This window comes from Arthrobacter sp. MAHUQ-56 (genome assembly GCF_019710585.1).
In the GTDB taxonomy this organism is placed as follows: Bacteria; Actinomycetota; Actinomycetes; order Actinomycetales; family Micrococcaceae; genus Arthrobacter.
The window spans coordinates 106595-131508 of record NZ_JAIFZQ010000010.1; the positions used below are offsets into that span (position 1 = coordinate 106595).

General features: G+C 65.8%; 25 protein-coding genes. 9 read left to right on the forward strand and 16 right to left on the reverse strand.

Annotated elements, in window-relative coordinates:
• Positions 1-24 precede the first annotated feature (24 nt).
• From K4G53_RS07140 to K4G53_RS07155, 4 genes are all read right to left on the reverse strand, one after another.
• Positions 25-1695, reverse strand: a complete 1671-nt coding sequence (locus K4G53_RS07140; RefSeq protein ID WP_221384987.1) for a ubiquinol-cytochrome c reductase cytochrome b subunit — start codon at positions 1693-1695, stop codon at positions 25-27.
• Entirely contained in the window at positions 1673-2743 is a 1071-nt protein-coding gene (locus K4G53_RS07145; RefSeq protein WP_221384988.1) for a ubiquinol-cytochrome c reductase iron-sulfur subunit, read from the reverse strand. The genes K4G53_RS07140 and K4G53_RS07145 overlap by 23 nt, the downstream gene beginning before the upstream one ends.
• Before the next feature lie 100 nt (positions 2744-2843).
• Positions 2844-3632 (reverse strand): cytochrome c, encoded by a 789-nt coding sequence (locus K4G53_RS07150; RefSeq protein WP_221384990.1) that lies wholly within the window; start codon positions 3630-3632, stop codon positions 2844-2846.
• Between the two features lie 86 nt (positions 3633-3718).
• Positions 3719-4393 carry a heme-copper oxidase subunit III gene (locus tag K4G53_RS07155; protein WP_217509392.1) on the reverse strand — a complete coding sequence of 225 codons (675 nt, stop codon included), beginning with the start codon at positions 4391-4393 and terminating at the stop codon, positions 3719-3721.
• Positions 4394-4505: 112 nt separating this feature from the next.
• Here K4G53_RS07155 and trpD point away from each other — a divergent pair, with 112 nt between their 5' ends.
• Entirely contained in the window at positions 4506-5561 is a 1056-nt protein-coding gene (gene trpD, locus K4G53_RS07160) for an anthranilate phosphoribosyltransferase (RefSeq protein WP_221384992.1), read from the forward strand.
• Positions 5562-5569: 8 nt separating this feature from the next.
• Here trpD and K4G53_RS07165 read toward each other — a convergent pair whose 3' ends face one another.
• Together K4G53_RS07165 and K4G53_RS07170 are read right to left on the reverse strand one after the other, a co-directional pair.
• Positions 5570-5851 (reverse strand): Lrp/AsnC family transcriptional regulator, encoded by a 282-nt coding sequence (locus K4G53_RS07165; protein WP_221384994.1) that lies wholly within the window; start codon positions 5849-5851, stop codon positions 5570-5572.
• 108 nt (positions 5852-5959) lie between these two features.
• On the reverse strand, positions 5960-6361 hold the full coding sequence (locus K4G53_RS07170; protein ID WP_221384996.1) for a DUF3054 domain-containing protein: 402 nt from the start codon (positions 6359-6361) through the stop codon (positions 5960-5962).
• A gap of 558 nt (positions 6362-6919) precedes the next feature.
• Here K4G53_RS07170 and K4G53_RS07175 point away from each other — a divergent pair.
• Genes K4G53_RS07175 through K4G53_RS07185 form a run of 3 tightly spaced genes read left to right on the forward strand, consistent with a single transcriptional unit; the run spans position 6920 to position 10007 of the window.
• Positions 6920-8128 carry a type III polyketide synthase gene (locus tag K4G53_RS07175; protein WP_260323413.1) on the forward strand — a complete coding sequence of 403 codons (1209 nt, stop codon included), beginning with the start codon at positions 6920-6922 and terminating at the stop codon, positions 8126-8128.
• Positions 8129-8155: 27 nt separating this feature from the next.
• A complete protein-coding gene (locus tag K4G53_RS07180) occupies positions 8156-8839 on the forward strand; it encodes a class I SAM-dependent methyltransferase (protein WP_221384998.1) in 684 nt (227 codons plus the stop codon).
• A 1-nt stretch (position 8840) separates the two neighbouring features.
• Complete coding sequence (locus tag K4G53_RS07185; protein ID WP_221384999.1) at positions 8841-10007, forward strand: NAD(P)/FAD-dependent oxidoreductase; 1167 nt, start codon at positions 8841-8843, stop codon at positions 10005-10007.
• On the opposite strand, the gene K4G53_RS07190 is transcribed toward K4G53_RS07185, so the two are convergent.
• A complete protein-coding gene (locus tag K4G53_RS07190; protein ID WP_221385001.1) occupies positions 10004-10417 on the reverse strand; it encodes a nuclear transport factor 2 family protein in 414 nt (137 codons plus the stop codon). The two genes, K4G53_RS07185 and K4G53_RS07190, sit on opposite strands and share 4 nt — an antisense overlap.
• A 53-nt stretch (positions 10418-10470) precedes the next feature.
• On the opposite strand from K4G53_RS07190, the gene K4G53_RS07195 reads away from it, so the two are divergent.
• The 5 genes from K4G53_RS07195 to K4G53_RS07215 all read left to right on the forward strand — a co-directional run bounded on the left by K4G53_RS07195 (position 10471) and on the right by K4G53_RS07215 (position 14266).
• Complete coding sequence (locus tag K4G53_RS07195) at positions 10471-11151, forward strand: peptide deformylase (protein WP_221385003.1); 681 nt, start codon at positions 10471-10473, stop codon at positions 11149-11151.
• A gap of 59 nt (positions 11152-11210) precedes the next feature.
• Entirely contained in the window at positions 11211-12095 is an 885-nt protein-coding gene (locus K4G53_RS07200; RefSeq protein ID WP_221385005.1) for a putative RNA methyltransferase, read from the forward strand.
• A 127-nt stretch (positions 12096-12222) separates the two neighbouring features.
• Positions 12223-12696, forward strand: a complete 474-nt coding sequence (locus K4G53_RS07205) for an NfeD family protein (protein ID WP_221385012.1) — start codon at positions 12223-12225, stop codon at positions 12694-12696.
• Positions 12697-12718: 22 nt separating this feature from the next.
• On the forward strand, positions 12719-13663 hold the full coding sequence (locus tag K4G53_RS07210; RefSeq protein WP_221385014.1) for an SPFH domain-containing protein: 945 nt from the start codon (positions 12719-12721) through the stop codon (positions 13661-13663).
• 255 nt (positions 13664-13918) lie between these two features.
• The gene (locus K4G53_RS07215; RefSeq protein ID WP_018761356.1) at positions 13919-14266 is read left to right on the forward strand and encodes an RNA polymerase-binding protein RbpA; all 348 of its coding nucleotides are present in this window, start codon (positions 13919-13921) and stop codon (positions 14264-14266) included.
• A 113-nt stretch (positions 14267-14379) separates the two neighbouring features.
• Here K4G53_RS07215 and K4G53_RS07220 read toward each other — a convergent pair whose 3' ends face one another.
• The 9 genes from K4G53_RS07220 to K4G53_RS07260 all read right to left on the reverse strand — a co-directional run bounded on the left by K4G53_RS07220 (position 14380) and on the right by K4G53_RS07260 (position 24882).
• A complete protein-coding gene (locus K4G53_RS07220; RefSeq protein WP_221385016.1) occupies positions 14380-15126 on the reverse strand; it encodes a polyprenol monophosphomannose synthase in 747 nt (248 codons plus the stop codon).
• Between the two features lie 92 nt (positions 15127-15218).
• The gene (locus K4G53_RS07225; protein ID WP_221385017.1) at positions 15219-16874 is read right to left on the reverse strand and encodes an amidohydrolase; all 1656 of its coding nucleotides are present in this window, start codon (positions 16872-16874) and stop codon (positions 15219-15221) included.
• A 53-nt stretch (positions 16875-16927) separates the two neighbouring features.
• Positions 16928-19846: an RNA helicase gene (locus tag K4G53_RS07230; RefSeq protein WP_221385019.1), complete on the reverse strand. Its 2919-nt coding sequence runs from the start codon at positions 19844-19846 to the stop codon at positions 16928-16930.
• 20 nt (positions 19847-19866) lie between these two features.
• Positions 19867-20661 (reverse strand): twin-arginine translocase subunit TatC, encoded by a 795-nt coding sequence (gene tatC / locus K4G53_RS07235; protein WP_221385021.1) that lies wholly within the window; start codon positions 20659-20661, stop codon positions 19867-19869.
• Between the two features lie 48 nt (positions 20662-20709).
• A complete protein-coding gene (gene tatA / locus K4G53_RS07240; protein ID WP_045731378.1) occupies positions 20710-20982 on the reverse strand; it encodes a Sec-independent protein translocase subunit TatA in 273 nt (90 codons plus the stop codon).
• A gap of 32 nt (positions 20983-21014) precedes the next feature.
• Positions 21015-21362 carry a hypothetical protein gene (locus K4G53_RS07245; protein WP_221385023.1) on the reverse strand — a complete coding sequence of 116 codons (348 nt, stop codon included), beginning with the start codon at positions 21360-21362 and terminating at the stop codon, positions 21015-21017.
• A gap of 9 nt (positions 21363-21371) precedes the next feature.
• Positions 21372-23357, reverse strand: a complete 1986-nt coding sequence (locus K4G53_RS07250) for a YafY family protein (RefSeq protein WP_221385025.1) — start codon at positions 23355-23357, stop codon at positions 21372-21374.
• A gap of 100 nt (positions 23358-23457) precedes the next feature.
• Positions 23458-23853: an FKBP-type peptidyl-prolyl cis-trans isomerase gene (locus K4G53_RS07255; RefSeq protein WP_221385027.1), complete on the reverse strand. Its 396-nt coding sequence runs from the start codon at positions 23851-23853 to the stop codon at positions 23458-23460.
• A 63-nt stretch (positions 23854-23916) separates the two neighbouring features.
• Positions 23917-24882: an FKBP-type peptidyl-prolyl cis-trans isomerase gene (locus K4G53_RS07260; RefSeq protein WP_221385035.1), complete on the reverse strand. Its 966-nt coding sequence runs from the start codon at positions 24880-24882 to the stop codon at positions 23917-23919.
• Positions 24883-24914 lie beyond the last annotated feature (32 nt).

The following is a 24914-nucleotide window of genomic DNA, read 5'->3' on the forward strand; positions in this document are numbered from 1 at the left end:
GGCCCTATCCGTTGGGCTTGAACCCTAGTGGGTCAGGCTCTTCGCTTCCTCTGTGCTTTCGACAGCGGCGTGGCCGTGGCCGTGTGCAGCCTCAAGCTCTGCGGGGGTGGCCGGGGCGACCCGGTCCTCGAAGAACCAGCGGGAAAGCGCAGCGCGGCGCTTTTCCTTGCGGGTCACGACGCCGTGCTCGTTCGGTACGGCAGGCAGCACCTCCGGCGACTCGAAGCCAACAAGCTTGTAGCGCTTGTATTCGTCGAGCGGAGCGTGAACCTCGATGAACTCACCATGCGGGAGCCGCACGATACGTCCGGTCTCCCGGCCGTGCAGTGCGATCTCGCGGTCCTTGCGCTGCAGCGCCAGGGCGACGCGCTTGGCGACGATGAAGCCGATGATCGGTCCCACGAAGAACAAGGCGCGCAGCCAGTAGGTGACATCGTTCAGGGACACGTGGAAGTGCGTGGCGATGAGGTCGGAGCCGGCAGCTGCCCACATGACGCAGTACCAGATGAAGCCGGCGACACCGATGCCCGTACGGGTCGGCGCGTTACGCGGACGGTCAAGGACGTGGTGCTCACGGTCGTCCTTGGTCACCCAGCGCTCAATCCACGGGTAGGTGAACATCACGGTAAACAGGATGCCGGCCGGTACCAGGGCGGGCAGCAGGACGTTGAACGTGAAGACCTGTCCGAAGAAGATCTGCTCGACGTGCCAGTCGCCGAAGGTTCCCGGCATGAGGCGCAGGGCGCCGTCGACGAATCCGATGTACCAGTCAGGCTGCGTACCGGCGGAAACGGGGGAGGGGTCGTACGGACCGTAGTTCCAGATCGGGTTGATGGTGAAGAACGCGGCCATGAGCGCGATCACGCCGAACACGATGAAGAAGAAGCCGCCGGCCTTGGCTGCATACACCGGACCCAGCGGGTAGCCGACGACGTTGTTGTCGTTGCGGCCCGGACCCGGGTACTGGGTGTGCTTGTGGACGACAACCATGAAGAGGTGCAGCACGATCATCAGCAGGATCAGTGCCGGCACCAGCAGGATGTGCAGCATGTAGAGGCGGCTGATGATGGCCGTACCGGGGAACTCCCCGCCGAACAGGAAGAACGAGATGTACGTGCCGATAACCGGGATCGACTTGATCACGCCGTCGATGATGCGCAGGCCGTTGCCGGACAGCAGGTCATCGGGGAGCGAGTAGCCGGTGAAGCCGGCAGCCATGGCCAGGATCAGCAGGACACCGCCCACAACCCAGTTCATTTCGCGGGGCTTGCGGAACGCGCCGGTGAAGAAGACCCTCAGCATGTGTACAGCGATGGACGCCACGAAGAGCAGTGCTGCCCAGTGGTGTACCTGGCGCATGAACAGTCCGCCGCGGATGTCGAAGGAGATGTTCAGCGATGAGCTGTAGGCCACCGACATCTCGACGCCCTTGAGCGGTACGTATCCACCGTCATAGTGCGTTTCCGCCATGGACGGATCAAAGAAGAACGTCAGGAAGGTGCCGGAGAGAAGCAGGATGACGAACGAGTACAGCGCCACTTCACCGAACATGAAGGACCAGTGGTCGGGGAAGACCTTGCGGCCGAACTCGCGGAGGATCCCGGAACCGCCAACACGTGAATCGACAAAGTCGGTAAACCGGCCTGTCTTGGTCTTGGCGACGAAAGCGGGCTCAGCTGTTGATGCTGCGCTCATGCATATCACGCTCCCAGTAACTTGGTCCTACGGGTTCATGGAAGTCGCTGGTAGCGACGAGGTAGCCCTCGTCATCAACTGCGATGGGCAGCTGGGGGAGAGGACGGCTGGCGGGGCCGAAGATCACCTTGCACTCCTGCGTGAGGTCAAAGGTGGACTGGTGGCACGGGCACAGCAGGTGGTGCGTCTGCTGCTCGTAGAGAGCAACGGGGCAACCGACGTGGGTGCAGATCTTCGAGTAGGCAACGATGCCGTTGTAGCCCCACTCTTCACGACCCTTGGAGGGGTTTAGCGATGCCGGATCAAGACGCATGAGCAGCACAACGGACTTGGCCTTCTCGTTGAGCTTGCCTTCTTCGAGTTCGTTCAGGCCTTCCGGGATGACGTGGAACGCCGAACCGATGGTGACATCCGATGCCTTGATGGGGGTCCCGTCCGGGTCCCTGGTGAGGCGCTTGCGCTTGCCGTCCTGGGGGGCCCACATGGTGTGTGCGAGCTTGTCGTCGGGACGGGGACCGAGGTCGCCGAAGATGGCAACCGCCGGAAGCGGGGCAAGGGCCACGGCACCGAGAAGGGTGTTCCGGATCAGTGGGCGGCGCTTGATGCCGGTTTCCTCGACGATGTCGTCGACGATGCGGACAGCAGCCTGGCGGTCCTCTTCGTACCGGATCGCGTGGCGTTCCTCGGAAACCTCGTGGTCGGGCATCAGGGCCTTGGCCCAGTGCACGATGCCGGTACCGATGCCCAGCATGGCGAAGGCAGTGCCGACGCCGAGCAGGGCGTTCTGGAGCCGGATGGTGGCAATGCTGGAATCGTCACCCAGATCGATGGCGAAGTACGCCACCAGGAAGATCAGGGTTCCAACAACAGAAACGCCAAATAGTAAGGCGACCTGCCGTTCTGCCCGCTTGGCGGCCTTCGGGTCCGTGTCAGCCAGGCGCAAACGGTGCGGAGGGATTCCAGGATCCTGGAACTTCTCCACCTCATTCTGACCAGCCGTAGCTACGGTGCCCGAGTGGTTCGGACTGCCGTCACTATGGTTGCCCATAATTCGCCTCATCCTTCTCTCGTCCCGGCGATCGCCGGGTTAGTTTCTAATATCAAGCTGCTGACCGGGTCAGCAGAAGTTTCTGGTTCCCTGCGGAATATCAGGAAGTCCGGGACGTCAGCCAGATGGTGAAGGCGATGATGACGCCGAGGCCGGCAACCCATACGAACAGCCCTTCGGCTACCGGACCCAGGGATCCGAGATCGGCACCACCAGGGGAACCGGTGGTTTCGATCTGCTTCAGGAAGGTGATGATGTCGCGCTTGCCCTCCGGGGAGATGTTCGCGTCGCTGAACACCGGCATGTTCTGCGGACCCGTGACCATGGCCTCGTAGATGTGCTTGCCGGAAACGTCCGCAAGGGCGGGGGCAAACTTACCGCGGGTCAGGGCGCCACCGGCAGCAGCGGCGTTGTGGCACATGGCGCAGTTCGTGCGGAAGAGCTCGCCACCGGCAGCGGCGTCGCCGCCCTCGTCCAGCAGGTGCTCTTCAGGAATCGCCGGGCCGGCTCCCAGGGAAGCAACGTAGGCTGCAAGCTGGTGGGTCTGCTCGTCATTGAACTGGACGGGCTTCTTCATGGCCTGGGGGCCGTTCATCTGCATGGGCATACGTCCGGTGCCCACCTGGAAGTCAACAGCAGCGGCACCGACACCCACCAGCGAGGGACCATCCTTGGAGCCACTTGCACCCATGCCGTGGCAGGTGGCGCAGTTGGCGGCGAACAGCTTGCCGCCCTCTTCCACGTCGCTCGCACTGTAGGTGGTGGTGGAAGCCTTGGCCTCGTTGACGGTGGTGGCAACGGCGTACAGCCCACCAGTGATGAGGAGGCCCATCAGAAGCAGCGCTATTGCTGCAAGTGGGTGACGCCGCTTTTGTGAGAGTGCCTTCACGTGGTGGTTCCTTTATTCGATCCTGCGCCGGCTCCGGGAGCCGCTACCTGAAATTCTGCCTCTTGTAGAAAAAGAATCAAAGCTGGCTACTTGAGTACGTAGATGACCAGGAAGAGGCCGATCCACACGACGTCAACGAAGTGCCAGTAGTAAGACGTGACGATCGCGGACGTTGCCTCGAAGTGTCCGAACTTCTTCGCAGCGAAGGACCGGCCCATGATGAGCAGGAAGGCGATGAGGCCGCCGATGACGTGGAGGCCGTGGAAGCCGGTGGTCATGTAGAAGGCTGAGCCGTAGGCGTTGGAGGAGAGCGAAACGTGCTCGGACACCAGCATCGCGTATTCGGTGGTCTGGCCGGCGACGAAGAATGCACCCATCAGGAACGTGAGGGTGAACCACTCGTTCATTCCCCAGCGGGCGAACTGCAGTGCACCTCCGGTCCGGCGGGGCTGCAGCCGCTCTGCGGCGAAGACGCCCATCTGGCAAGTAAAGGAACTGGCCACGAGGACGATCGTGTTAACGAGCGCAAACGGGAAGTTGAGCTTGGCCGTCTCTTCCGCCCACATCTGCCCGCTCGTGGAGCGAAGCGTGAAGTACATGGCAAAGAGACCGGCGAAGAACATCAACTCACTGGACAGCCACACAACGGTTCCGACAGAAACCATGTTGGGGCGGTTCAGCGTGGGGTGCGCCGGGGTACTGGGGGCATGGGTCGCAGATGTCACATAGACATTATGTCTGTAAAAGTCCGTGCTGCCCAACGCAAACCGCCTTTTCGGAGGACTTTTTCTACAAAGACGCGAAATCGCGGCGAAAAGTTCCCGCGACCGTTCACATTGGTCAGTGCACGCCATCGCTCGATAGCATCAGGAGGTGACTTCACAGGCATCTGCAGCGCCCGGCAACACATGGCCCCGACTGATTTCGGCACTGATCAACGGCGCCGACCTCACAGCGGACAACACTTCCTGGGCCATGGACACCATCATGTCCGGGGAAGCAACACCCGCCCAGATTGCCGGGTTCCTGGTGGCCCTCAGCGCCAAGGGTGAAACGGTGGATGAACTCTCCGGTCTGGTCGAGGCGATGCTTGCCCATGCCAATCCGGTGGCGATCTCCGGGGAAAAGCTGGACATCGTGGGCACCGGCGGTGACCAGCTCAACACCGTGAACATCTCCACCATGGCCGCCCTCGTGGCCGCCGGCGCCGGAGCGAAGGTGGTGAAGCACGGCAACCGGGCCGCGTCGTCGTCGTCGGGATCAGCGGACGTGCTCGAGGCACTCGGCGTGCGGCTCGACCTGCCCATAGAGCGCGTGGCCCGCAACGCCGAAGAGGCGGGGATCACGTTCTGCTTCGCGCAGGTCTTCCACCCCTCGTTCCGCCACACTGCGGTGCCGCGCCGTGAACTGGCTATTCCTACTGCCTTCAACTTCCTGGGACCGCTGACCAATCCCGCCAAGGTGCAGGCATCCGCTGTGGGTGTTGCCAATGCACGGATGGCGCCGCTCGTTGCGGGCGTCCTGGCACGCCGGGGGAGCAGGGGAGTTGTCTTCCGCGGAAACGACGGCCTCGATGAGCTGACCACCACCGGCCCTTCCACCGTGTGGGAGATCCGCGAAGGAAAAGTAGGCGAACTGGTCTTCTCGCCCCAGGACCTGGGCATCCGCCTGGCAACTGTTGAACAGCTTCGCGGCGGGGATGCGATGGCCAACGCCGGCGTGGTCCGGGAGGTTCTGGCCGGGAAGGAAGGTCCTGCCCGCGACGCCGTGCTGCTGAACGCCGCCGCCGGCCTGGTCGCCTTCGACCTCAAGGCCGAAGGGACCTTCCTCGAACGCATGCAGAAGGCGTTTGAACGGGCAGCCGAGTCGATCGACTCCGGGGCAGCCGCCGCGGTTCTGGACCGCTGGGTCTCGCTCAGCCGGTCATAACGGCAGGTTTACTGCTCGAAGCCGAGGGAGAACGCGGCATCCAGGTCGTGCTGCGAGTACGCCCGAAAGGCAATGTGGGTTGTGGTGTGGACCACCGCCGGTACCTTGGAGAGTTTGTCCGCGATGACATCCGCCAGGTCCTCGTGCCGGCGGACCCTGGCCACCGCGATCAGGTCCCATTCCCCGGTGACGGAATACACTTCGCTGATGCCGTCGATGGCTGAAATCTCCTCGGCGGTCTCGGGAATGCGGGAGGCGTCAGTCTTGATCAGAACGAATGCGGTAACCACGTCTAAACCCCTTCGGATTTGTTGCGCCCTGCCAGTGCCCGGCAAGCTTTTCTCTGCTGCCAGCCTATTACATCGGTACCTGCCGGCGGCCTGGATCCGCCTCCGGCGTCATCTGTTGCGGAACTTGCCTGCTGCCGCGGCCACGAGGCGGTAGCCGACCAGGAAGAGCCCCAGGCTCAGCGTGGCAACAATCACAAAGGGAAGCACGACCACTTGGCCGGTAAGCGCCCTGAGCAGCATGCCCCCAGCGAGGCTGCCGAGCCACACGACGACCCCGGCGCGGCGCACGGACAGAGGGTCGCGCCACGCTTTGGCTGCGATCCAGCCAAGTGCTGCGCCCGCGAGGAACGGCCACGCAGTAAGGAACACGCCAGCCACCGGATCCTCCCGGTGATGCGCGTCGCGTCCGATCGCTGCGAAGGTGAGGATCAGGATGGCGTCGGCAAGGGCCGCCGCCAGGACAATTTTTGCGGGTACCTTGTTGGCCGGTTTCGTTTCCACGGAACTCATACTTTCGAGCTTATCGGCCCGAGGGGCAGTGCAAGTACTGCCGGACTACTGCTGATGCGGGTCACCGGGCAGGCCGTTCCGGCAGCAGCGGGGGAGTAGGCTCGGCTCGGGCGCCGGTGCAGAAAACCGGACGAGGCACATCGGGAGGTTCAGGTGAACAAGCCGCTCTGGATTTGCAGTTTGGTCGGTGCAGCCTTGGGAATCAGCCTCGGCCTTGCAATTTTCCATACTCCTTTTTGGGGATTCGCTGCGGGGCTCGGAGTGGGTGCTGTTGTGGGGGCATCCATCCGCCGCCGGCACTAGTTCGATGCACTGCCGCGGCGGGGCCGGCCAGCGTCGCCGGCATAGCGAGGAGTGTGGTGGGGCAGCGAGGGATTCGCGTTACTTTACATAATGTAGATTATCGGCGTTTAGTAGCGGGCCGCAGCAGGGGGCTCGGCAGGACGCCGTGAAACAGGCCTTCGATGAGTTCAATGACGCTGGTCAAAGGGAATAAACGCGCAGGTCCACGCCGTGCGCACCATTGTCTTTATCCCGGTGCGCGTCAAGAATGAGTCAATGACGGTCTACGTGCGTTCACTTGAAACTGCAGTCCCGACGACAATGCTGATCCAGTCCGAAGCCCGTGACGTGTTTGCAGCCCAGCCCGGCCTGTCCCGCCTGGGTTCCCGGCTGGTAACTACCTGTTTTGACGGCGCCGCCATCGACACGAGGTTCACCGCCGTCGATGAACTGACCAACTCGTCCCGCTCGGACAACCCGCAGTTCTACGACCAGCAAACCGGACTGCTCCTGAACCCCAGCACCAAGGTCCGCAACGATATTTTTGCCCGGGAAGCCACGAAACTCTTTGTGAAGGCCTCCCGCGCTGCCCTGGATGCTGCCCCCGAACTCGATTTACTTGACATAACTCATCTCGTGACCGTCTCCTGTACAGGCTTCTTCAACCCCGGCCCCGACTACAAAGTGGTCCGGGAACTGGGCCTCAACCCGGCTGTCCAGCGCTATCACCTGGGATTCATGGGCTGCTATGCCGCGTTCCCTGCGCTCCGGGCGGCAAAGCTCTTCTGTGAAGCGGACCCGAACGCCGTCGTCCTGGTTGTCTGCGCCGAACTGTGTTCCCTCCATGTCCGGACGTCCAACGATCCCGACACCATCATGGGCTCGGCGCTGTTCGCTGACGGGGCCGCAGCCGCCGTCGTCACCGCCCGGCCCGGCACGGAAGAAAGGGCGCTGCTCACGCTGGACCACTTCGAGACTGTGCTGACCCCCGTCGGTGAGGATTCCATGGCATGGAACATCGGCGACAACGGATTCGAAATGGTGCTGGGCAACTATGTGCCGCACATCATCGATGACCACATTGTCGGCGCCCTGCAGCCGCTCCTCGAACGGGAGCCGCACCTGGCGGCACTCCCCTACGCTGCCGTCCCCCACTGGGCCATCCACCCGGGAGGCCGGAGCATCCTGGACAAAGTCCAGTCCCGGCTGGGCCTGACCGACACCCAACTGGTCCCCGCGCGTGAAACCCTCCGCAATTACGGCAACATGAGCAGCGCCACCGTCCTGTTTGTCCTCAAGCACATCCTGGAGCAGGAGCTGGCGGAAGGTGACGACGGCGGAGAACGCATCTGCTCCATGGCCTTCGGACCCGGGCTCACGGTGGAAACGGGACTGTTCACCAAGCTCCGGCAGGCATCTGCCGTGGAGCCGGAACGTTTCCTTCCGGATGAAGCGGGCATCCCTGATGAAGCGGGCGTCGGCTGACGCGGAGACCACAAGATGGGGATCCTCATGCACCAGCGCGCCGCCGGGGCCACCGAGAAGATGGACCTTCCGGACTGCGACCCGCGGCTCCTGGAAAACACCTACCGGCAATTCGGCATCATCAACCGGGCCCTGTCGGGCTGGCGACGGCTCTATGTGAAGGAAGTGCGCACGGTGGTGCGGGACGGGCGGCGGCCCGTGACCGTCCTGGACATCGGCTGCGGCGGCGGGGACCTCGCCGTCATGCTTTCCCGGTGGGCGGCACGGGACGGCACGCCGCTGCACATCACCGGAATCGACCCCGACCCCCGCGCGGCCAGCTTCGCCCTCCGGCGTCCGCCCGCCCCCGGCATCGAATTCCGCCAGGCACACAGCGGCGACCTGGTCGGCGAGGGCCGGAAATTCGACGTCGTCATCTCCAACCATGTCCTGCACCACCTCGTGCCCGAGGAGCTCCAGCAGCTCCTGAAGCACTCCGAAATCCTCGCGGCGGACAAGGCCCTGCACAACGACCTCGTACGCAGCCCCGCAGCCTTTGCCCTGTTCAGTGTTGCGGCCCTCCCCTTCCGGCATTCCTTCATCCGCGGGGACGGCCTGACGTCGATCCGCCGGAGCTACAAGCCGGCCGAATTGTCCGCTGCCGCACCTCCCGGGTGGACGGTGGAAAGGTCGTCGGCCTTCCACCAGGTCCTTGCCTACCGCCGGGGGTGACATGGACACGGATGTGCTGATCGTCGGCGGCGGTCCGGTGGGTCTTTATCTGGCCGCCGTGCTGCTCCAGGACGGGGTGTCGGTCAGGGTCCTGGAGCAGCGGCACACGCGGAACCTGCACACGCGCGCCATCGGAATCCATCCGCCCGCCCTGCAGGCACTCGACCGGGTCCAGGTGGCGGCAGCCATGGTCCACGAAGGGGTACAGATCCGCCGGGGCCGCGCGGTGAGCGGCGGCAGGACCGTGGGGACCATGTCCTTCGACGCCGTGTCCGGGGACTATCCGTTCGTGCTGGCACTCCCCCAGTTCAGGACGGAGCAGCTGCTGGAGGACCGCGTCCGGGCCCTGGACCCCGCGGCCCTGGTCAGGGGCGCCACGGTGGTGGGGGTTAAGGACGACGGCGGCCCCGTCACCCTGACGTTCGAGACGTGCGGAAGTGCCACACGGCACGCCAGCACCGCGACGGCATCATTCCTGGTGGCCGCAGACGGTGCGCGCTCCCAGCTGCGCGGCGCCCTGGGCCTGGCGACTACCCGCAGGGCCTATCCGGACCATTACCTCATGGGCGATTTCGCCGACGGCACCGGCTACGGGGACGACGCTGTCCTGTTCCTTGAGCCCGCCGGGATTGTTGAGTCGTTTCCCCTTCCCGGCGGGATCCGGCGGTGGGTGGTCCGGCTGGGCGGCCCGGCAAACACAGCGGGCCCACTGGACCTGGCCGCGATGGTCATGGAGCGCACCGGCATCCGCCCTGATCCGGACACCAACTCCATGCTGAGCGCATTCAGCGTGCAGTCCACGCTGGCGCGCCGCACCCGCGAGGGCCGGTCGGTGCTGCTGGGCGACGCCGCCCATGAGATCAGTCCCATCGGGGGCCAGGGCATGAACCTGGGCTGGCTTGACGCCCAGGCGCTGGCGCCACTGGTGCAATCCACGCTGCAAGGCCGGCCCCTGGACGGACAATTCCGGCGCTTCGAGAAAACCCGGCGGCGGGCCGCAGCCGTGGCGCGCCGGCAGGCCGAAATCAACATGATGCTGGGCAGGCCGCTTCCGCCTCCGCTGCAGCGGATCCGGACCGCCGCCATTGGCGCCGCGGCGTCGAGGCCTGCCGTGAACCGGTGGGTGGCCAGGCGTTTCACGATGGACTGGGATGCACCGCGCGGCTAACGGAAGTAGCAGTCGTAGCTGTCCTGGCTGGTGATGACGCCGTTGCTGACCTCAAACACCGACGACGTCCTGGCCCGGATGGTCTCACCGCGGTCCCAGTAGCGCAGGTCCATCAGGACGGTTGCCGACCAGTCGGCCTCCACAGCGACCCGCCCGTCCTCACAGGTTGTCCTGCGGATGGTGAACTTCTGGTCCGCCACCACCTCACGGCTTTGGTCCGCACCCGACAGCACCTCCGCCAGCGTCCGCGTGGACCCCTCCGGTGCCAGAAGGTGCGGGGCTTCGGTCAATACGAACGATTCAGCCAGGAACGGCCGGATATCCTCCGCTCCCCCGCCTGCCTCCAGCACCCGTAAAAACGCCAGGACACGCTCCAGGGGCGGGGCGGGCGCCGGGGATTCATCAGCCATGCACCCGACACTAGCGCAGGTGGCCGCTCCCGGTCCGCCAGTAGGCTGTGACCATGACCTCCACCGTTCCGCAGACCACCGCCAGCACCGAACAGATCGTCGAGACCGTCGAGCGGATCCTTGCTGCCGGCACCCTGCCGCCGATCGTGCAGGCAGGCCATCCCGCCCTGCGGCAGCGGGCGGCTGCATTCGACGGCCAGCTCCCGGCCGGACAGCTTGAGCGCCTGATAGGCGTCATGCGCGAGGTCATGCATGAGGCGCCCGGTGTTGGGCTGGCGGCACCGCAGCTGGGCATCCCGCTGCAGCTGGCAGTCCTGGAGGACCATTACGACGTCACCCCGGAGGCCGCGGCGCTGCGCAACAGGGAGCCGCTGGACTTTTTGGCCATCCTCAACCCCCGCTACACCCCTGTGGGGTCTGGACTGGCATCGTTTTATGAAGGCTGCCTTTCCCTGAACGGCCTGCAGGCCGTCGTGGCGCGGGCGGACACCGTGCTGCTCGATTTTCAGACACCCGGAGGCACAGCCGAGCGGAGGGAGTTCTCCGGCTGGCAGGCGCGGATCGTGCAGCATGAGACCGACCACCTCAACGGGATCCTATACATCGACCGCGCCCAGCTCCGTTCCTTGAGCAGCAACGCCGAATACGCTGCCCATTGGGCAGAAGCAGGGATTGGCAAGGCACGCGAGGGGCTGGGGTTCGACGACGGCCCGGCGGGTATTTCCCTTCCCTGACCTTTGGGCCCGGGCAGGCGCAGCCCGTCCCCGGCACGCGCGGCCCTAAGATGGTTCCCATGCCTTCCACCGCCGACCTGCCCCTGCTGTGCCCGGTGTGCAGGAGCCGCTTCGAGCCCGCAGCCGGGGGCGCCGGACACCAGGGGCGCCTCAGGTGCCCGTCCGGCCACAGCTTCGACGCGGCGCGGCAGGGCTACTTCAACCTGCTGGTCGGCAAAGGGACAGCCTTCGAAGCCGACAGCGCGGCGATGGTTGAGTCCCGGTTCAACTTCCTCGGTGACGGGCATTACCGGCCGCTGGCGCAAGCGCTGGCAGCCGCCGTCGTTCCCTTCCTGCCGCAGGAGGGCGGCGCCGTGCTGGACTCGGGCACGGGGACCGGCCACTACCTCCGGGAAATCCTCGACGCCGCAGCAGCGCGGGGAGTCCGCGCCGGGGCCGTCGGCCTGGACATCTCCAAGTTCGCCCTGCGCCGTGCCGCCCGGCTCAACCCGGAAGCCGTCAACCTCGTTTGGGACATCTGGCAGCCGCTGCCGCTGGCCAGCGCGTCCGTGGACGCCGTCACGGTGGTCTTCGCCCCGCGCAATCCCGCCGAGTTCGCCCGGGTCCTCCGGCCCAGCGGAGCCTTGGTGGTGGTCACGCCCAGGCCAGGACATCTCGCCAGCATCGCCAAGGTCACGGGGATGCTAGGCATCGAGGAGGGCAAGGACAACAGGCTGGCCGAATCCATGGCCCGGGACTTCGAAGCGGAAACCAGCACCGACGTCGATATTCCGTTGCTGCTGACGCGGCGGGAAGCCGCCGACCTGGCGTTCATGGGACCGGCGGGCCACCACCTGGACCGGGAAGCGATCGCGGCCCGGCTTGAAGGCTCCAGGGAGCCGGTCACCGCCGACGCAAAATTCCGGATCCTGGTCTTCCGGCCGCGGAGGGACAGCGCCGCGTAACGACTTGGCCACTAAGCCCCGGAGCCCGTGTGCGCCCCACCATACGGCGCGTCCGGCGGACTAGGATGAAGGAACAGCTACCGGCGGGTCCGCAGAGGCGGTTCCCCGTGGCGAAGGGGGAACCAGGATGTTCGAATGGCTAGGGGAAAACTGGTGGGCACTGTGGCTCACGGCCTTCCTGGCGTTTGCCGTGGTCGAAATGATCACCCTTGACCTGTTTTTCATCATGCTGGGCGGCGGATCACTTGCCGCGCTGGTTGCTGACTTCGCCGGCGCGGAACCCTGGCTGCAGGTGGTGGTCTTCTGCATCGTGTCACTGCTCATGGTGGCCTTTGTCCGTCCAGTGGCACTTCGGCATCTCAAGAAGGGCCCCGCCGAACAGCGCACCAACGTGGACCGGCTGATCGGTGAACCGGCCGTGGTAATGGAGGCCGTCACTTCCGACGGCGGCCTGGTGAAGATAGGCGGCGACATCTGGAGCGCCCGCTCGGCCGCCGGTGTCCTGCCCGCCGGGCAAAAAGTGGTGGTGGCCGCAATCGACGGCGCTACAGCAGTTGTGTCGGCACCGCCGGAGGCGGTTGCCGGTCCGGATACAGCCTGACAATTGGGGAACAAGGAGTTGTATGGAAAACGTGGGCGGAACCGCACTGGCCATCGTGCTGATGGTCCTGATCGTGTTCGTGATTATTGTTTTGGTCCGGTCGGTGCGGATCATCCCGCAGGCCCGCGCCGGCGTCGTTGAACGGCTTGGCAAGTACCAGCGGACGCTCAACCCTGGCCTGACCATCCTGATTCCGTTCGTGGACCGGCTCCTCCCGCTCCTGGACCTGCGCGAGCAGGTGGTCTCGTTTCCGCCGCAGCCGGTCATCACCGAAGACAACCTCGTGGTCTCGATCGACACGGTCGTCTACTTCCAGGTGACCGACCCCAGGGCAGCCACCTACGAGATCGCCAATTACATCCAGGCCGTGGAGCAGCTCACCACCACCACCTTGCGCAACGTCGTCGGTGGCCTGAACCTGGAGGAAGCCCTGACGTCCCGCGACCAGATCAACGGGCAGCTGCGAGGCGTGCTGGATGAGGCCACCGGGCGCTGGGGCATCCGGGTTTCCCGGGTGGAGCTGAAGGCGATCGATCCGCCGCACTCCATCCAGGATTCAATGGAGAAGCAGATGCGTGCCGAGCGTGACCGCCGTGCGGCGATCCTCACTGCCGAGGGAACAAAGCAGTCTGCGATCCTCACGGCGGAAGGGCAGCGGCAGGCTGCCATCCTCAAGGCCGAAGGTGAAGCGAAGGCCGCGATTCTCCGTGCGGACGGTGAATCGCAGGCAATCCAGAAGGTCTTCGACGCCATCCACAAGGGCAACCCGGACCAGAAACTCCTCGCCTACCAATACCTGCAGACGCTGCCGAAGCTGGCCGAGGGTTCGTCCAACAAGCTCTGGATCATCCCCAGCGAAGTGGGCGAAGCGCTGAAGGGAATCGGAAACGCGCTGGGCGGCACCGCTCCGGACTCCGCCGCCGGCGGGCTTTTCGACGAGGTGGCCGCCAGGCCTGCCGAGCCGTAACCAAGGTGCACGAAACAGGTGCACAGGGCACGCGAGGGATCCGCATGACCGCGGATCCCTCGCTGTTTTGGTCCAGATGATATGGCGCCCGTATAATTGGGTATTTGTCCGGCAGGGAATACCCGCTGGAACAACCAAGCTTCGCAATGCGTTGAATCCTATGATGCAGCACAGTGCACACACTAGTCCGGCGGTGCGTGGCCACCGCCGGCTTACGCGGGGTTTTGATCCGCGAACCGAACAGAGGGAGAAATCATGAGCGATCGCAGCCTGCGGGGCATGCGCCTTGGCGCGCAGAGCATGGAGACCGAATCCGGAGTTGAGCCGGCTCCGCGCCAGCGCGTCGAATACCGTTGCGAGGACGGCGAGCAGGTCTTCGTCACGTTCTCCTCCGAGGCCGAGATTCCTCCGGTTTGGGTGTCCAAGACCGGCAAGGAAGCGCTCCTGGTGGACGGTGAAAAGCCTGACACCAGCAATGACAAGGCTGTTCGCACGCACTGGGACATGCTGCTGGAACGCCGCTCCCTGCCCGAGCTGGAACAGATTCTCGAGGACCGCCTGACCATTCTGCGTGAACGCCGCGGTGAACGCCGCTCGGCCTAAGACCGGATTTGCAGAAAAGGAGGCTTCCCGCACCGTGTGCGGGAAGCCTCCTTTTCTTGTGCCGTGCTTCTTGTGCCGAGCCTCCTGTGCCGTTGCCCGGCGCCACCAAAAGCTTAGGGCCGGGACGGGTTCTTCAGCTTTCCGGCCAGGGTGTTCCAGCGCGCCGCGAGTCCCCACTTGGTCACGTTAATCATGGCTTCGAGCACGATGTTGCCGCTCATCTTGGAGGCACCCAGCTCGCGCTCCACGAAAGTGATGGGCCGTTCCTCGATGCGGAGGCCCAGTTTGGCCACGCGCCATGCCAGGTCCACCTGGAAGCCGTAGCCCACCGAGTCCACCTGGTCCAGGTTGAGCTTCTCCAGCGTGGTGCGGCGGAACGCGCGGTAGCCGCCGGTGACGTCCTTGATCTTCAGTCCCAGCATCAGGCGGGCGTAGGTGCTTCCCACCCGGGAAATCGCCTGCCGGTACAGCGGCCAGTTGACCACGCTGCCGCCGGGAACCCAGCGCGAACCCATCGCCAGGTCCGCGCCCTGGTCCACGGCTTCCAGCAGCTGCGGCAGTTGCTCGGGCTTGTGGGAGCCGTCGGCGTCCATCTCCACCAGGACGTCGTAGCCAGCCTCAAGGCCCCATTTGAAGCCTGCGATGTAGGCCGCGCCCAGCCCTTCCTTGCCCTTGCGGTGCAGGACGTGGACCTGTGAATCCTCGGCGGCGATGCCGTCGGCAAGTTTGCCAGTGCCGTCCGGGCTGTTGTCATCGACCACCAGGACGTCCGACGCCGGAACAGCCGTCCGCAGCCGCTGGAGCGTCTTGGGCAGCGATTCAAGTTCGTTGTAGGTGGGAATGATCGTAAGGACGCGCACAAAGGGCCTTTCCTGGGGGAAGTGGTCGGAGCACCGGATGCCAAGCTGGTCGGCGGCGGGCGCAACTCCCCATTATAGGACGGGTTGCTGGGTCAGGATCGCAGGGCCGGGCTGGCGAACAGTTCGGTGCCGTTCCTGACCGTCTGCAGGCAGACCGGGTCGGCGCCGGTGTCCAGTGCGGGCAGCAGCGGTGTCCTGGCCCGCGGATCGGTGCTCCACGACTGCACGCGGCCATCGGCGACCTGGACCATCAGTTCCTCGACTTCCCACACCGCAAAGCTTGCCGGAGCACCCGGCACCAGCTGGCCTGCCATGGGGTTGGAGTGGCGGGCCGCACGCCAACCGGCCCGGGTGTGGCCCAGGAATGCCGCGCGCGCGGAGATCCGTTCATCGGTGTTGTGGTGTTCCAGGCAGGCCCGGACGCTGGACCAGGGGCGGAGCGGGGTCACCGGACTGTCGCTTCCGAAACAGACCGGAACGCCGGCGGCGTAAAGAGCCGCGAACGGGTTCATGGCCCTGCTCCGCTCCCCCAGCCTTCGTTCGTACAGGCCGCCGGGGCCGCCCCACGCCGCATCGAACGCAGGCTGCGCGCTGACGGTGACCGAGTAGCGGGCGAGCTTCCCAATGGCTGCGGCATCGACCATCTCGACATGCTCGAGGCGGTGGCCTGCTGCACGCACCCGCTGCTCGCCCACTTCCTGCGCGGCACGGTCCAGGGCCGCCAGCGCAACGTCCAGGCCGGCGTCGCCGATGACGTGGAATCCGCCCTGGATCCCGGCCAGCGAGCAGGCTGCAAGGTGGGCGGCCGCCTGGTCGACGTCCAGGTACAGGCTGCCCCGCTCCCCTGCCGCGTCTTCATACCCGGCGCGGAGGGCAGCCGTCCGGGACCCGAGGGACCCATCGATGTTCAGGTCCCCGGCGAGGCCCCGAAGGCCAAAGCCGAACTGGTCAAGGAGGCCGCGTGCCTGCTCCTCGGAGGCGACCAGCTCCCCCCAGTACGGAAGGACTTCGGGATACGGCTGCGTCCCGGCCCTGTCCGTATTCCAACCGGCGGCCAGCCGCAGGTCGTCTGCGCCCCCGATGTGGGGTGCACCCATCTCGGCCAGCGCAACGTATCCGTTCGCTGCCGCTTCGGCCAGGGCGCGGGCCTGGTGCCGCTGCAGCGTCCCGTCCGGCATCCGCCGCGTGGCCAACCGGGCAGCCGCGTGGGCTGCCCGGGTCACCCGCCCGCCGCCGTCGTACCCGTCCTTGCCGCGCAGGTCCGCGGCCTGTGCCAGTGACGCCGAAACCAATGCCGAGTGCACGTCCACCCGTGACAGGTAGACCTGCCTGCCGCCGGAGGCCCGTTCCAGCTCCTCCGCGGTGGGCAGAGTAGGGTCCTCCCACGCCGTGTCATCCCAGCCGTGGCCCAGGACGGGTCCTTCGCCGGGTGCTGATGCCACGGCGTCGAGCAGCCCCCGGGCAGACGCCACGTCACCCAGCTGCAGTGACTCCAGGGCGATCCCGGTTTCGGTCAGGTGCATGTGGGAGTCAACAAAGCCCGGGGCGACCAGTGCGCCCCGCAGGTCGATGATCTCCATGGAGCTGTCAGCGATGGACGACGCGGCCTGCTCCGATCCAACCCAGGCCACGGTGTCCCCGTCGACGAGCATGGCCGTTGCGAAGGGGTCCGCTGCAGTGTAAACGGACCCGTTGCGGTACAGCACGGGCTTGGGGCGGGACATGGGCTGGCCATCGGGAAGGGTCATACTGGGCAGGCTCCTGGTATGGAACGGGCCGGCCGGGGGCCGGCGTTGGCGAATCAGAGGACGGACGAATAGGCCACGACGCCGCGGCGGATCAAGGAGATTGCCTCGGCGCACAGCCGGGCCAGGCGCGGATCCAGGCCTGGGATCTTGGCCAGCTGGTCGAGCAGGTCCACCACCTGTTTGACCCAGCGGACGAAGTCCCCGGCGGCGAGGTCTGTTCCGCTGAGGACATCCTGCAGGTGCCGCCCCCGGGCCCATTTGTAGAGTGGCCAGACGAGGCCCAGCTCGGGTTCACCAGTGAGCGGGAGCTTGTTCTCCTCCTCCACGTCTTCCAGGACGGACCACTCCCTCACCACGATGTCCACCGCCGTTTCGAGGGAGACACTTGGCATGCGTGGCCGGAGCCCGCGGTCTTCGCGCTTGGCCTGGTACACCAGCGCGCTGGCCAGGGCGGCCACCTCCGCGGCGTCCAGGTCGTCGAAGGCGCCCAGCCGCAGGGCCTGGGAGATCAGCAGGTCCTTCTCGCCGTAGATCCGGCGCAACCGCTGCCCGTCACGGCTGATGCGCAGCCCGTCGTCGCCCGCATCCTCGAGGTAGCCATAGGCGGACAGGACGTCGCACACCCGGTCGAAGGTCTTGGCGATGGTGTTGGTCCGCCCCTGGATCTGGCGGACCAGGCCATCGGTTTCCCGCCGCAGCTTCCACCACCGCTCGGACCAGCGGGCGTGGTCCTCGCGTTCGCTGCAGCCGTGGCAGGGATGGGAGCGCAGGGCCCGGCGGAGGTCCGCAATGCGCTTCTCCTGGTTGGGGAGCGCCGCGCCACGGCCGAAGTCCTGGTTGCGGTTCTGGCCCGGTGCCGGCGGCCGGTTCTCCCGCAGCGCGTTCCGCGCCGAAGAGGCCAGGTCCCGCCGCGATTTCGGTACCTTGGCGTTGAAGGATTTGGGGATCCGGATCCTCGTGACGGGGGCGATGGGGCCCTCAAGGTCGTCAATGCCGATCCTGCGGAGCTGGCTGTCGAGCGTGAGAACAGCGGGCCGCGGTTCACGGCTGCTGTGGTCCGAACTCAGGACGACGGCGGGCCCGGGGGCGCGTCCGCCGGGGACATTCACCACGTCCCCGGGCAGCAGGCGCGCCAGCGAGTCGTCCGAGAGGGACTTCCGCATGCGGGACTTGGAGCGCGATGTTGCGTTCTCGGCGTCGGAAAGTTCCCTGCGCAGGCGGGCATATTCGGTGAAGTCGCCCAGGTGGCAGGTCATGGATTTCGCGTAGCCCGCCAGCGATTCTTCACGGCTCCGGACCTGCCGTGCCAGGCCCACCACGGAACGGTCGGCCTGGAACTGCGCGAAGGAGGACTCCAGGATCTCGCGCGCCCTGGCCCGGCCGAACTGGGCCAGCAGGTTGATGCTCATGTTGTAGGTGGGCCGGAAGCTGGAGTTCAAGGGATAAGTGCGCCGGGATGCCAGGCCGGCGACCGCCGTCGGGTCCGTGCCGGGCTGCCACAGCACCACGGCATGGCCCTCGATATCGATGCCGCGCCGGCCGGCACGGCCGGTGAGCTGGGTGTACTCCCCCGCGGTGATGTCCACGTGGGCCTCACCGTTGAACTTGTCCAGTTTCTCCAGCACCACGGAACGGGCGGGCATGTTGACGCCCAGTGCCAGCGTCTCCGTGGCGAAGACAGCCTTGACGAGGCCGTCGGCGAACAGCTTTTCCACCACCTCCTTGAAGGTGGGCAGCATTCCGGCGTGGTGGGCGGCGAAGCCGCGCAACAGGCCGTCCCGCCACGTCCAGAAACCCAGGACGTCGAGATCGTCCGGCGGAATGTCCTGGCCCGCTTCATCAACCCGCTGCGCAATGATGCGCTGCTCTTTTTCGGTGGTGAGCCACAGCCCCGATGACACGCACTGTGCCACCGCCGCCTCGCATCCGGCGCGGGAAAAGATGAAGGTGATGGCGGGCAGCAGGTCCATGCGGTCCAGGCTGGCGATCACCTGGGGACGGCTGGCCCGGCGAACACCCGTCGGTTCAGCCCCGCGGCCTGGACGGTCGTTTCCGCGCCGGCCGCGCTGGCCGCGGCCCACCGGGCTGCTGCGGTAGCCCTGCTGGCTTTCGCTGCGCGCCACCGCGAGCAGGTCCGGGCTGACGTCGAAACCGCGGCCCTTGGAGGTTCCGCGCGGCAGTCCCGCGCGCTCCGGTTCGCCATCACCCGGTTCCACCGGCGGAGCGATCTCATCGAAAGTGGTTTCCCCGGCGAAGAGATCCATGATTTGGCGGCCCACCATGACGTGCTGCCACAGCGGCACCGGCCGGTGCTCCGAGACGATGATGTCGGTGTCGCCGCGGACGGTGTCGAGCCAGGCGCCGAATTCCTCGGCGTTCGAGACCGTGGCGCTCAGCGAAGCAACCTGGACCTCGCTGGGCAGGTGGATGATGACCTCTTCCCAGACGGCGCCGCGGAAACGGTCCGCAAGGTAATGGACCTCGTCCATGACCACGTAGCCCAGGTCAGCCAGGGTCTCCGAGTCCGCGTAGAGCATGTTCCGCAGGACCTCGGTGGTCATGACCACTACCTGGGCATCGCCGTTGATGCTGGTATCGCCGGTCAGCAACCCGACGTTGCCGGCGCCGTACTTGGCGGTGAGTTCGGTGAACTTCTGGTTGCTCAGCGCTTTGATGGGGGTGGTGTAGAAAGCCTTCAGGCCGCGCTGCAGGGCCAGGTAGATGGCGAACTCCCCCACGATGGTCTTGCCGGCACCGGTGGGGGCGGCCACGAGGACACCTCTGCCGTCCTGCAGGGAGCGGCATGCCTGCCGCTGGAAGTCGTCGAGCTCGAAGTCCAGGGTCCGGGTGAACGACCCAAGGTAGGTCGCTGCCTCGGCCCTGCGCTCGGCGCTGGCCCGGTACCGTTCAGCAGGTGACAGCTCTTCGGGATCGGTGGGCCCGGAGGAGACCGGCCCGGAGGTGGAGGACATAGTCCTAGCCTAGCGGCAGCCTAGAGGTTCTTTAGCTCACTGCTCGGGGTGGCGATGTCGGCCGTGGCCTCGGTCTCTTCGGCCTGCCGGGACTGGCGGCGTGCGCGGCGCTTGTCGTTCATGATGCAGATGCCGATGGCGGCAAAAAACAGCACCAGGAGCGGACCGGCCAGCATGAACATGGAAATGGCGTCCGCGCCCGGCGCCGCGATGGCCGCCAGGACGAACACGAGGAAGACCGTGATCCGCCAAGCCTTGAGGATGGTGCGGCCGGAGACGAGTCCTGCCATGTTGACGCCCACCAGCACCACCGGGACCAGGAACGCGATACCGAGGACGAGCACCATCCGGGTCACGAATTCAATGTATGTGCGGGCGTCGATGACGCTGGAGGATCCCTCGGGCGTGAACTGGGTCAACGCGTGCACCACCTGCGGGACCACCTGCCAGCCAACCCAGATACCAGCAAGGAACAGCGGGATGGCGGCCGCCATGTAGCCCAGGGTGTAGCGCCGTTCCTTGGACGTCAGCCCCGGGGTAATGAAGGCCCAGAGCTGGTAGATCCAGATGGGGCTGGAGATGACTGCCCCGATGAGGAGCGACATCTGGAGCTTGAAGTCGAAGGGCGAGGCGATGGTGCCGAAGTTGATGGCCGCGAGGCCGCCGGTCTCATCCGAGATCCGGTTGACCGGTGCAGCCAGTGCCTTCAGCAGCGGATCGTAAAGAATCCAGCCCCCAATGCCGCCGATGACGACGCCGATTGCCGACTTGATCAGCCGGTTCTTCAGCTCCTTGAGGTGCTCCCAAAGGGACATGCGTCCCTCGGGATTGGCTTTACGGGACCGCGACAGTGCCACTGGAGGTCAGGCGCGGTTAGACGGCGGAACGTCGGTGCCGTCTGTCGGCTCACCTGGCTTCGCCTTGGGGTGGTTCACGATGGTGCCTTCCACCGGGCCGCTGGCATCGGTGGATTCGGTCTTGCCGTCGTTCTTCATTTCCTTGACCTCGGACTTGATGATGCGCATCGACTGTCCGAGGCTCCGGGCCATGGCCGGGAGCTTGGGCGCAGCAAAGAGAAGCAAAGCGACAACGATGATAATGACGATGGGCCAGGGGCCATCAAAGAGTCTTCCCACGGGAAATCCTTTCCTCTAAATACATCCTACTTCTATGTGAAGTCGAGATCCCCGAGTGCCTGGGGCTGGCCCCGGTCCTTCTTGCGCTGGACCCGCCGGCGGCGGCGTTCTTCGCGCGTCTTGGATTTGGATGCCTCGTAATCATGTCGCATGAGTGCGGGTGAGGCAAAAACAGCGGAGCCGGGCGCCGCACGTTTTTCGTCGTCGGGCTCCGGCTGCTGGTCCAGGGGGCCCAGCCTGCCGAGCATGCTGCCGGCCTCGCCCAGATCCCTGACGGTGGCCATGAACTGGCGGAAGAGGCGGATGCCCAACAGGACGTAAAACAGCAGCGACAGCGCAACAAGCGCCACCCATATCAGGATCCAGGACCACCAAGGCATCTCGAAAGTCTATCCGCCGTAACGCGCCAGCGAGGCCGCGAGCCATTCCTGCGCGGCCCGTGCCAGTTCGGCGGGCGCCAGGATCCTTGCCGCACCGCCGTGCTGGGCCACGAACATTGGCAGCCAGGCGGTATTGCCGAACCTGACGTCGGCCACCAGCCCGCCGTCGGGAAGTTCCGCGGTGCGCTCGGCGTAATAGTCCTCCGCAAGCCCGCGCCCCTGGCGGGTGAGCTGCAGCGTGACGGTCGTGTCGTCGTCGTTCGCGGTGAAAAGCTTGGCCGGTACGCCGCCGGCAGGCGGGTACGCCGACCTGGCGGGCGCCCCGTTGGGGTACACGTCCTGTACCCGGTCCAGGCGGAAGTTGCGCAGTCCGTCCACCCGGTGGCACCAGGCTTCGAAATACCAGGTGTTGTCCAGCGAATAGAGCCGCAAGGGATCCACGTCGCGCTCGGTGACGGCGTCACGCTGGGGCGAGAGGTACGTCAGATGGAGCTGTGCGCGTGATTCGATGGCCCGGCGTACGGTGGCATGGGTAGCGGCGTCGGCGGGTACCACCTGGGGCCCTGCCAGGGAGGCAGCGCGGAGGCCCTCTTCGCCGGCCGCTGCCAGCAGCTTCAGCGTGACGGATTCCAAGGCACCGCCGCCGGGAAGGTCCGGTAGGCCGTTGAGGGTTTCCAGTCCGGTCAGGAGGGCGCAGGCTTCCTCGACGGTAAACCGGACAGGCTTTTTCAGGTCCAGGTCCTGGGTGATGAAGACATGGTCGTCCTCCCACTGGATATCCAGCAGGTCATCCGGATAGCCCTCCGGCAAGCCCGTGCAGATGAGGATGCGAAGGTCCGCTTCCAGCTGGTCCCTGCTGACACCAAAGTGCGTGGCCACATCCTGGATGTGGAGGCCCTGGTTGTGCACCAGGAAGGGGACCAGCTGGAGCATGCGCCTGAGCTGGTCCTCGGAGGTGCCCTTCGCGGCCGTCCCCGGCCGGGTGCCGGTAAACGCGTAGGCGGGCACGGGCGACGCGCTGAAGTCCGCCGCAGCGCGCAGCCGGCGCCGGACCGCCCCGGTGAGTTCGGCAGGGGCAACGGCCAGCGCGTCGGGCCCGTAGGACGCCAGTTCCTCTGCCAGCACCTCCGGATCCCGGTACTCCAGGCTGAGCCGGTCGTAGCCGTCGGCGGGACCGCCTGCCGCCTCATCCGGCAGGCAATCCACCGCACGGCGGCGAAGTGCCAGCAGGCGCCCTGCTTTGATGTCTACGACGGCGGTGCGGAGCGGCAATTCTGGAAGCCGGTCCAGTTCCTCGCGGATATTGAAGTCCGCCGGCGGTGAGTAACTTTCCCTGGCCAGGGTGGTGACGGCACTGGTCATCCGGGAAAGCCGGAAATAACGGACCGCATTCCGTCCGCGGTCGTGGCCCACCAGGTACCACTGCCCGAAGCGGCTGCCGAGCCCCCAGGGCTCAACCGTGCGCGGTTCCTCCCTCCCGGTACTGCCGGCAAGATACGTGAAGGTCACCGGATGCCTGGCGTGCATGGCGGCGACGATGTCATCGAAGGCCTGTCCGGCAGGCTTGATCCGCGGCTGGACCCCGGCCGGGAGCTCGACGTCGGCAAGGCGGCTCGAAGCCTGGAGTTTCCGCACCGCGCTGCGGGCGGCAGTTCCCAGCGCGGCCCGTTCCCAGAGCTGGGCGGCCAGCAGCAGGACGGTCCATTCCTCGGGTCCAAGCTGGACGTCCGGGAGCCGGTTGGACTCCTTGCCGATCCGGTAGCGGGTGGTGGCGGGATCGTCCTCGCTCCAGCCGAGGTCCGTCAACGTTTCGACCTCGAAGCCCATGTCCCGCAGGTCGTTCTTGTCCCGTTCGAACATGCGCCCGAAGGCCACATCATTGCCCGAAGTGTCGTGGTAGACCTTTTCGCGCAGTTCACTGCGGCGGAGCCCGTAACGGGTGTTCAGCAACGCAATCAGCAAGTTGAGGAGTCGTTCAGTGCGGGGTACGGACACGTTGGCTACGTTACTAAACTCCGCGGGTGAACGCAGAAAGCGCGGCAGCACCGGGAATGGTTCCCGGTGCTGCCGCGCTTGGTGCTGCTGGTGGAACTGGTCAGCGGATGCCGACGAGGTCCACAACGAAGATCAGGGCCTCGTTGGGTGCGATCGCCCCGCCGGCGCCACGGGAGCCGTAGGCCAGCTCGGAGGGGATTTCGAGACGGCGGCGGCCGCCCACCCTCATGCCCAGCAGTCCCTGGTCCCAGCCCTGGATGACCTGCCCGACGCCGACGCGGAAGTCCAGCGGTGCACCGCGGCCCCAGGAAGCGTCAAACTCCTCGCCCGTGGACCAGGCGACGCCGACGTAGTGGGTGGAGACGGTGTCCCCTGCCTTGGCTTCGCGGCCTTCGCCCTCAATGAGGTCGGTGATGACCAGTTCCGTGGGGACGTCGCCCTCCGGAAAATCGATCTCGGGCTTTTGGCGGTCGAATTCCCGCTGTCCAAACGACATGCTTTCTCCTCTGTGTCTGTGCTGAAGGGTGCCGCGGTGACGCGGCATCTGGTGTAAGTCTTGCTACTTGACCCCGAGGATGTCCACTACGAACACCAGGTCGCCCTTGGCTTGGCCCTGGCCGGCGTCGCCGTAGGCCAGGTCCTTCGGGATGACCAGCAGGACGCGTGACCCTACCGTCTTGCCGGCCAGGCCCTGCGTCCAGCCCTTGATGACTCCGGTGAGGGGGAACGTTGCGGGCTGGCCGCGGTCAAAGCTCGAGTCGAACTTGGTGCCGCCGTCGAGGTTGACACCCACGTAGTTGACCGTCAGGGTGTCGGACTCCTTGACGGTGGCACCGGTGCCCTTGATCAGGTCCTGGGATACCAGTGCGGTGGGGGCCGCGGCGCCCTGGACGTTGATTTCCGGGACACCGTCCTTTTCCGTCACGGTGGGCAGTCCGGCCGGCGGGGTTACCGTCTCGCCTTGTGGCTTGTCGAGGACAGGCGTGGCATCCGCGGCGGAAAGCACCTTGATGATCAGCAGCTGGGACGGTTCGGCCGCGGCGCTGGGGCTCGGCGTGGCGCCACCGGACGGGCCGGCGCTGGCGGGCGCACTCTGCTGTCCGGGAACGGCAAGTGCCAGGCTGGACCCGACCTTCGCGCCCACGAAGGCATTGTAGATGACGGCGCTGCTGGTCTTGAGCTCGTCGTTCAGCTCAAGCGATTCGGGTTCGTTGGCGAAGGTGTCCTCGAGCTGGGAGCCGTCGGAACCGTTCAGGGCCAGGATGGAAATCTTCGCAACCTGGTTCGCCTTGAGCGCGTCGCCACTGCCTTCGGAAACCACCTTGATGGTTGGTTCGCTCACGGTAAGGGGCTTTTCGAATTCCACGCCCGGGGCCTTTTTGTCCCCGTTGTCGGTCAGTTTGAGGGAGTCGAACTTTGCAGTCTCCCCGGCGGACTGGCTGGTGGGCTCCGGCTGGGAGCTCTGGCCTCCACAGGCGGTCAGCAGCAGCAGGCCGGGAAGAAGGATTGCTAGTAGTCGGCGCACGTAAGAAACTTTCGTCGGGGCAGGGTGGATAC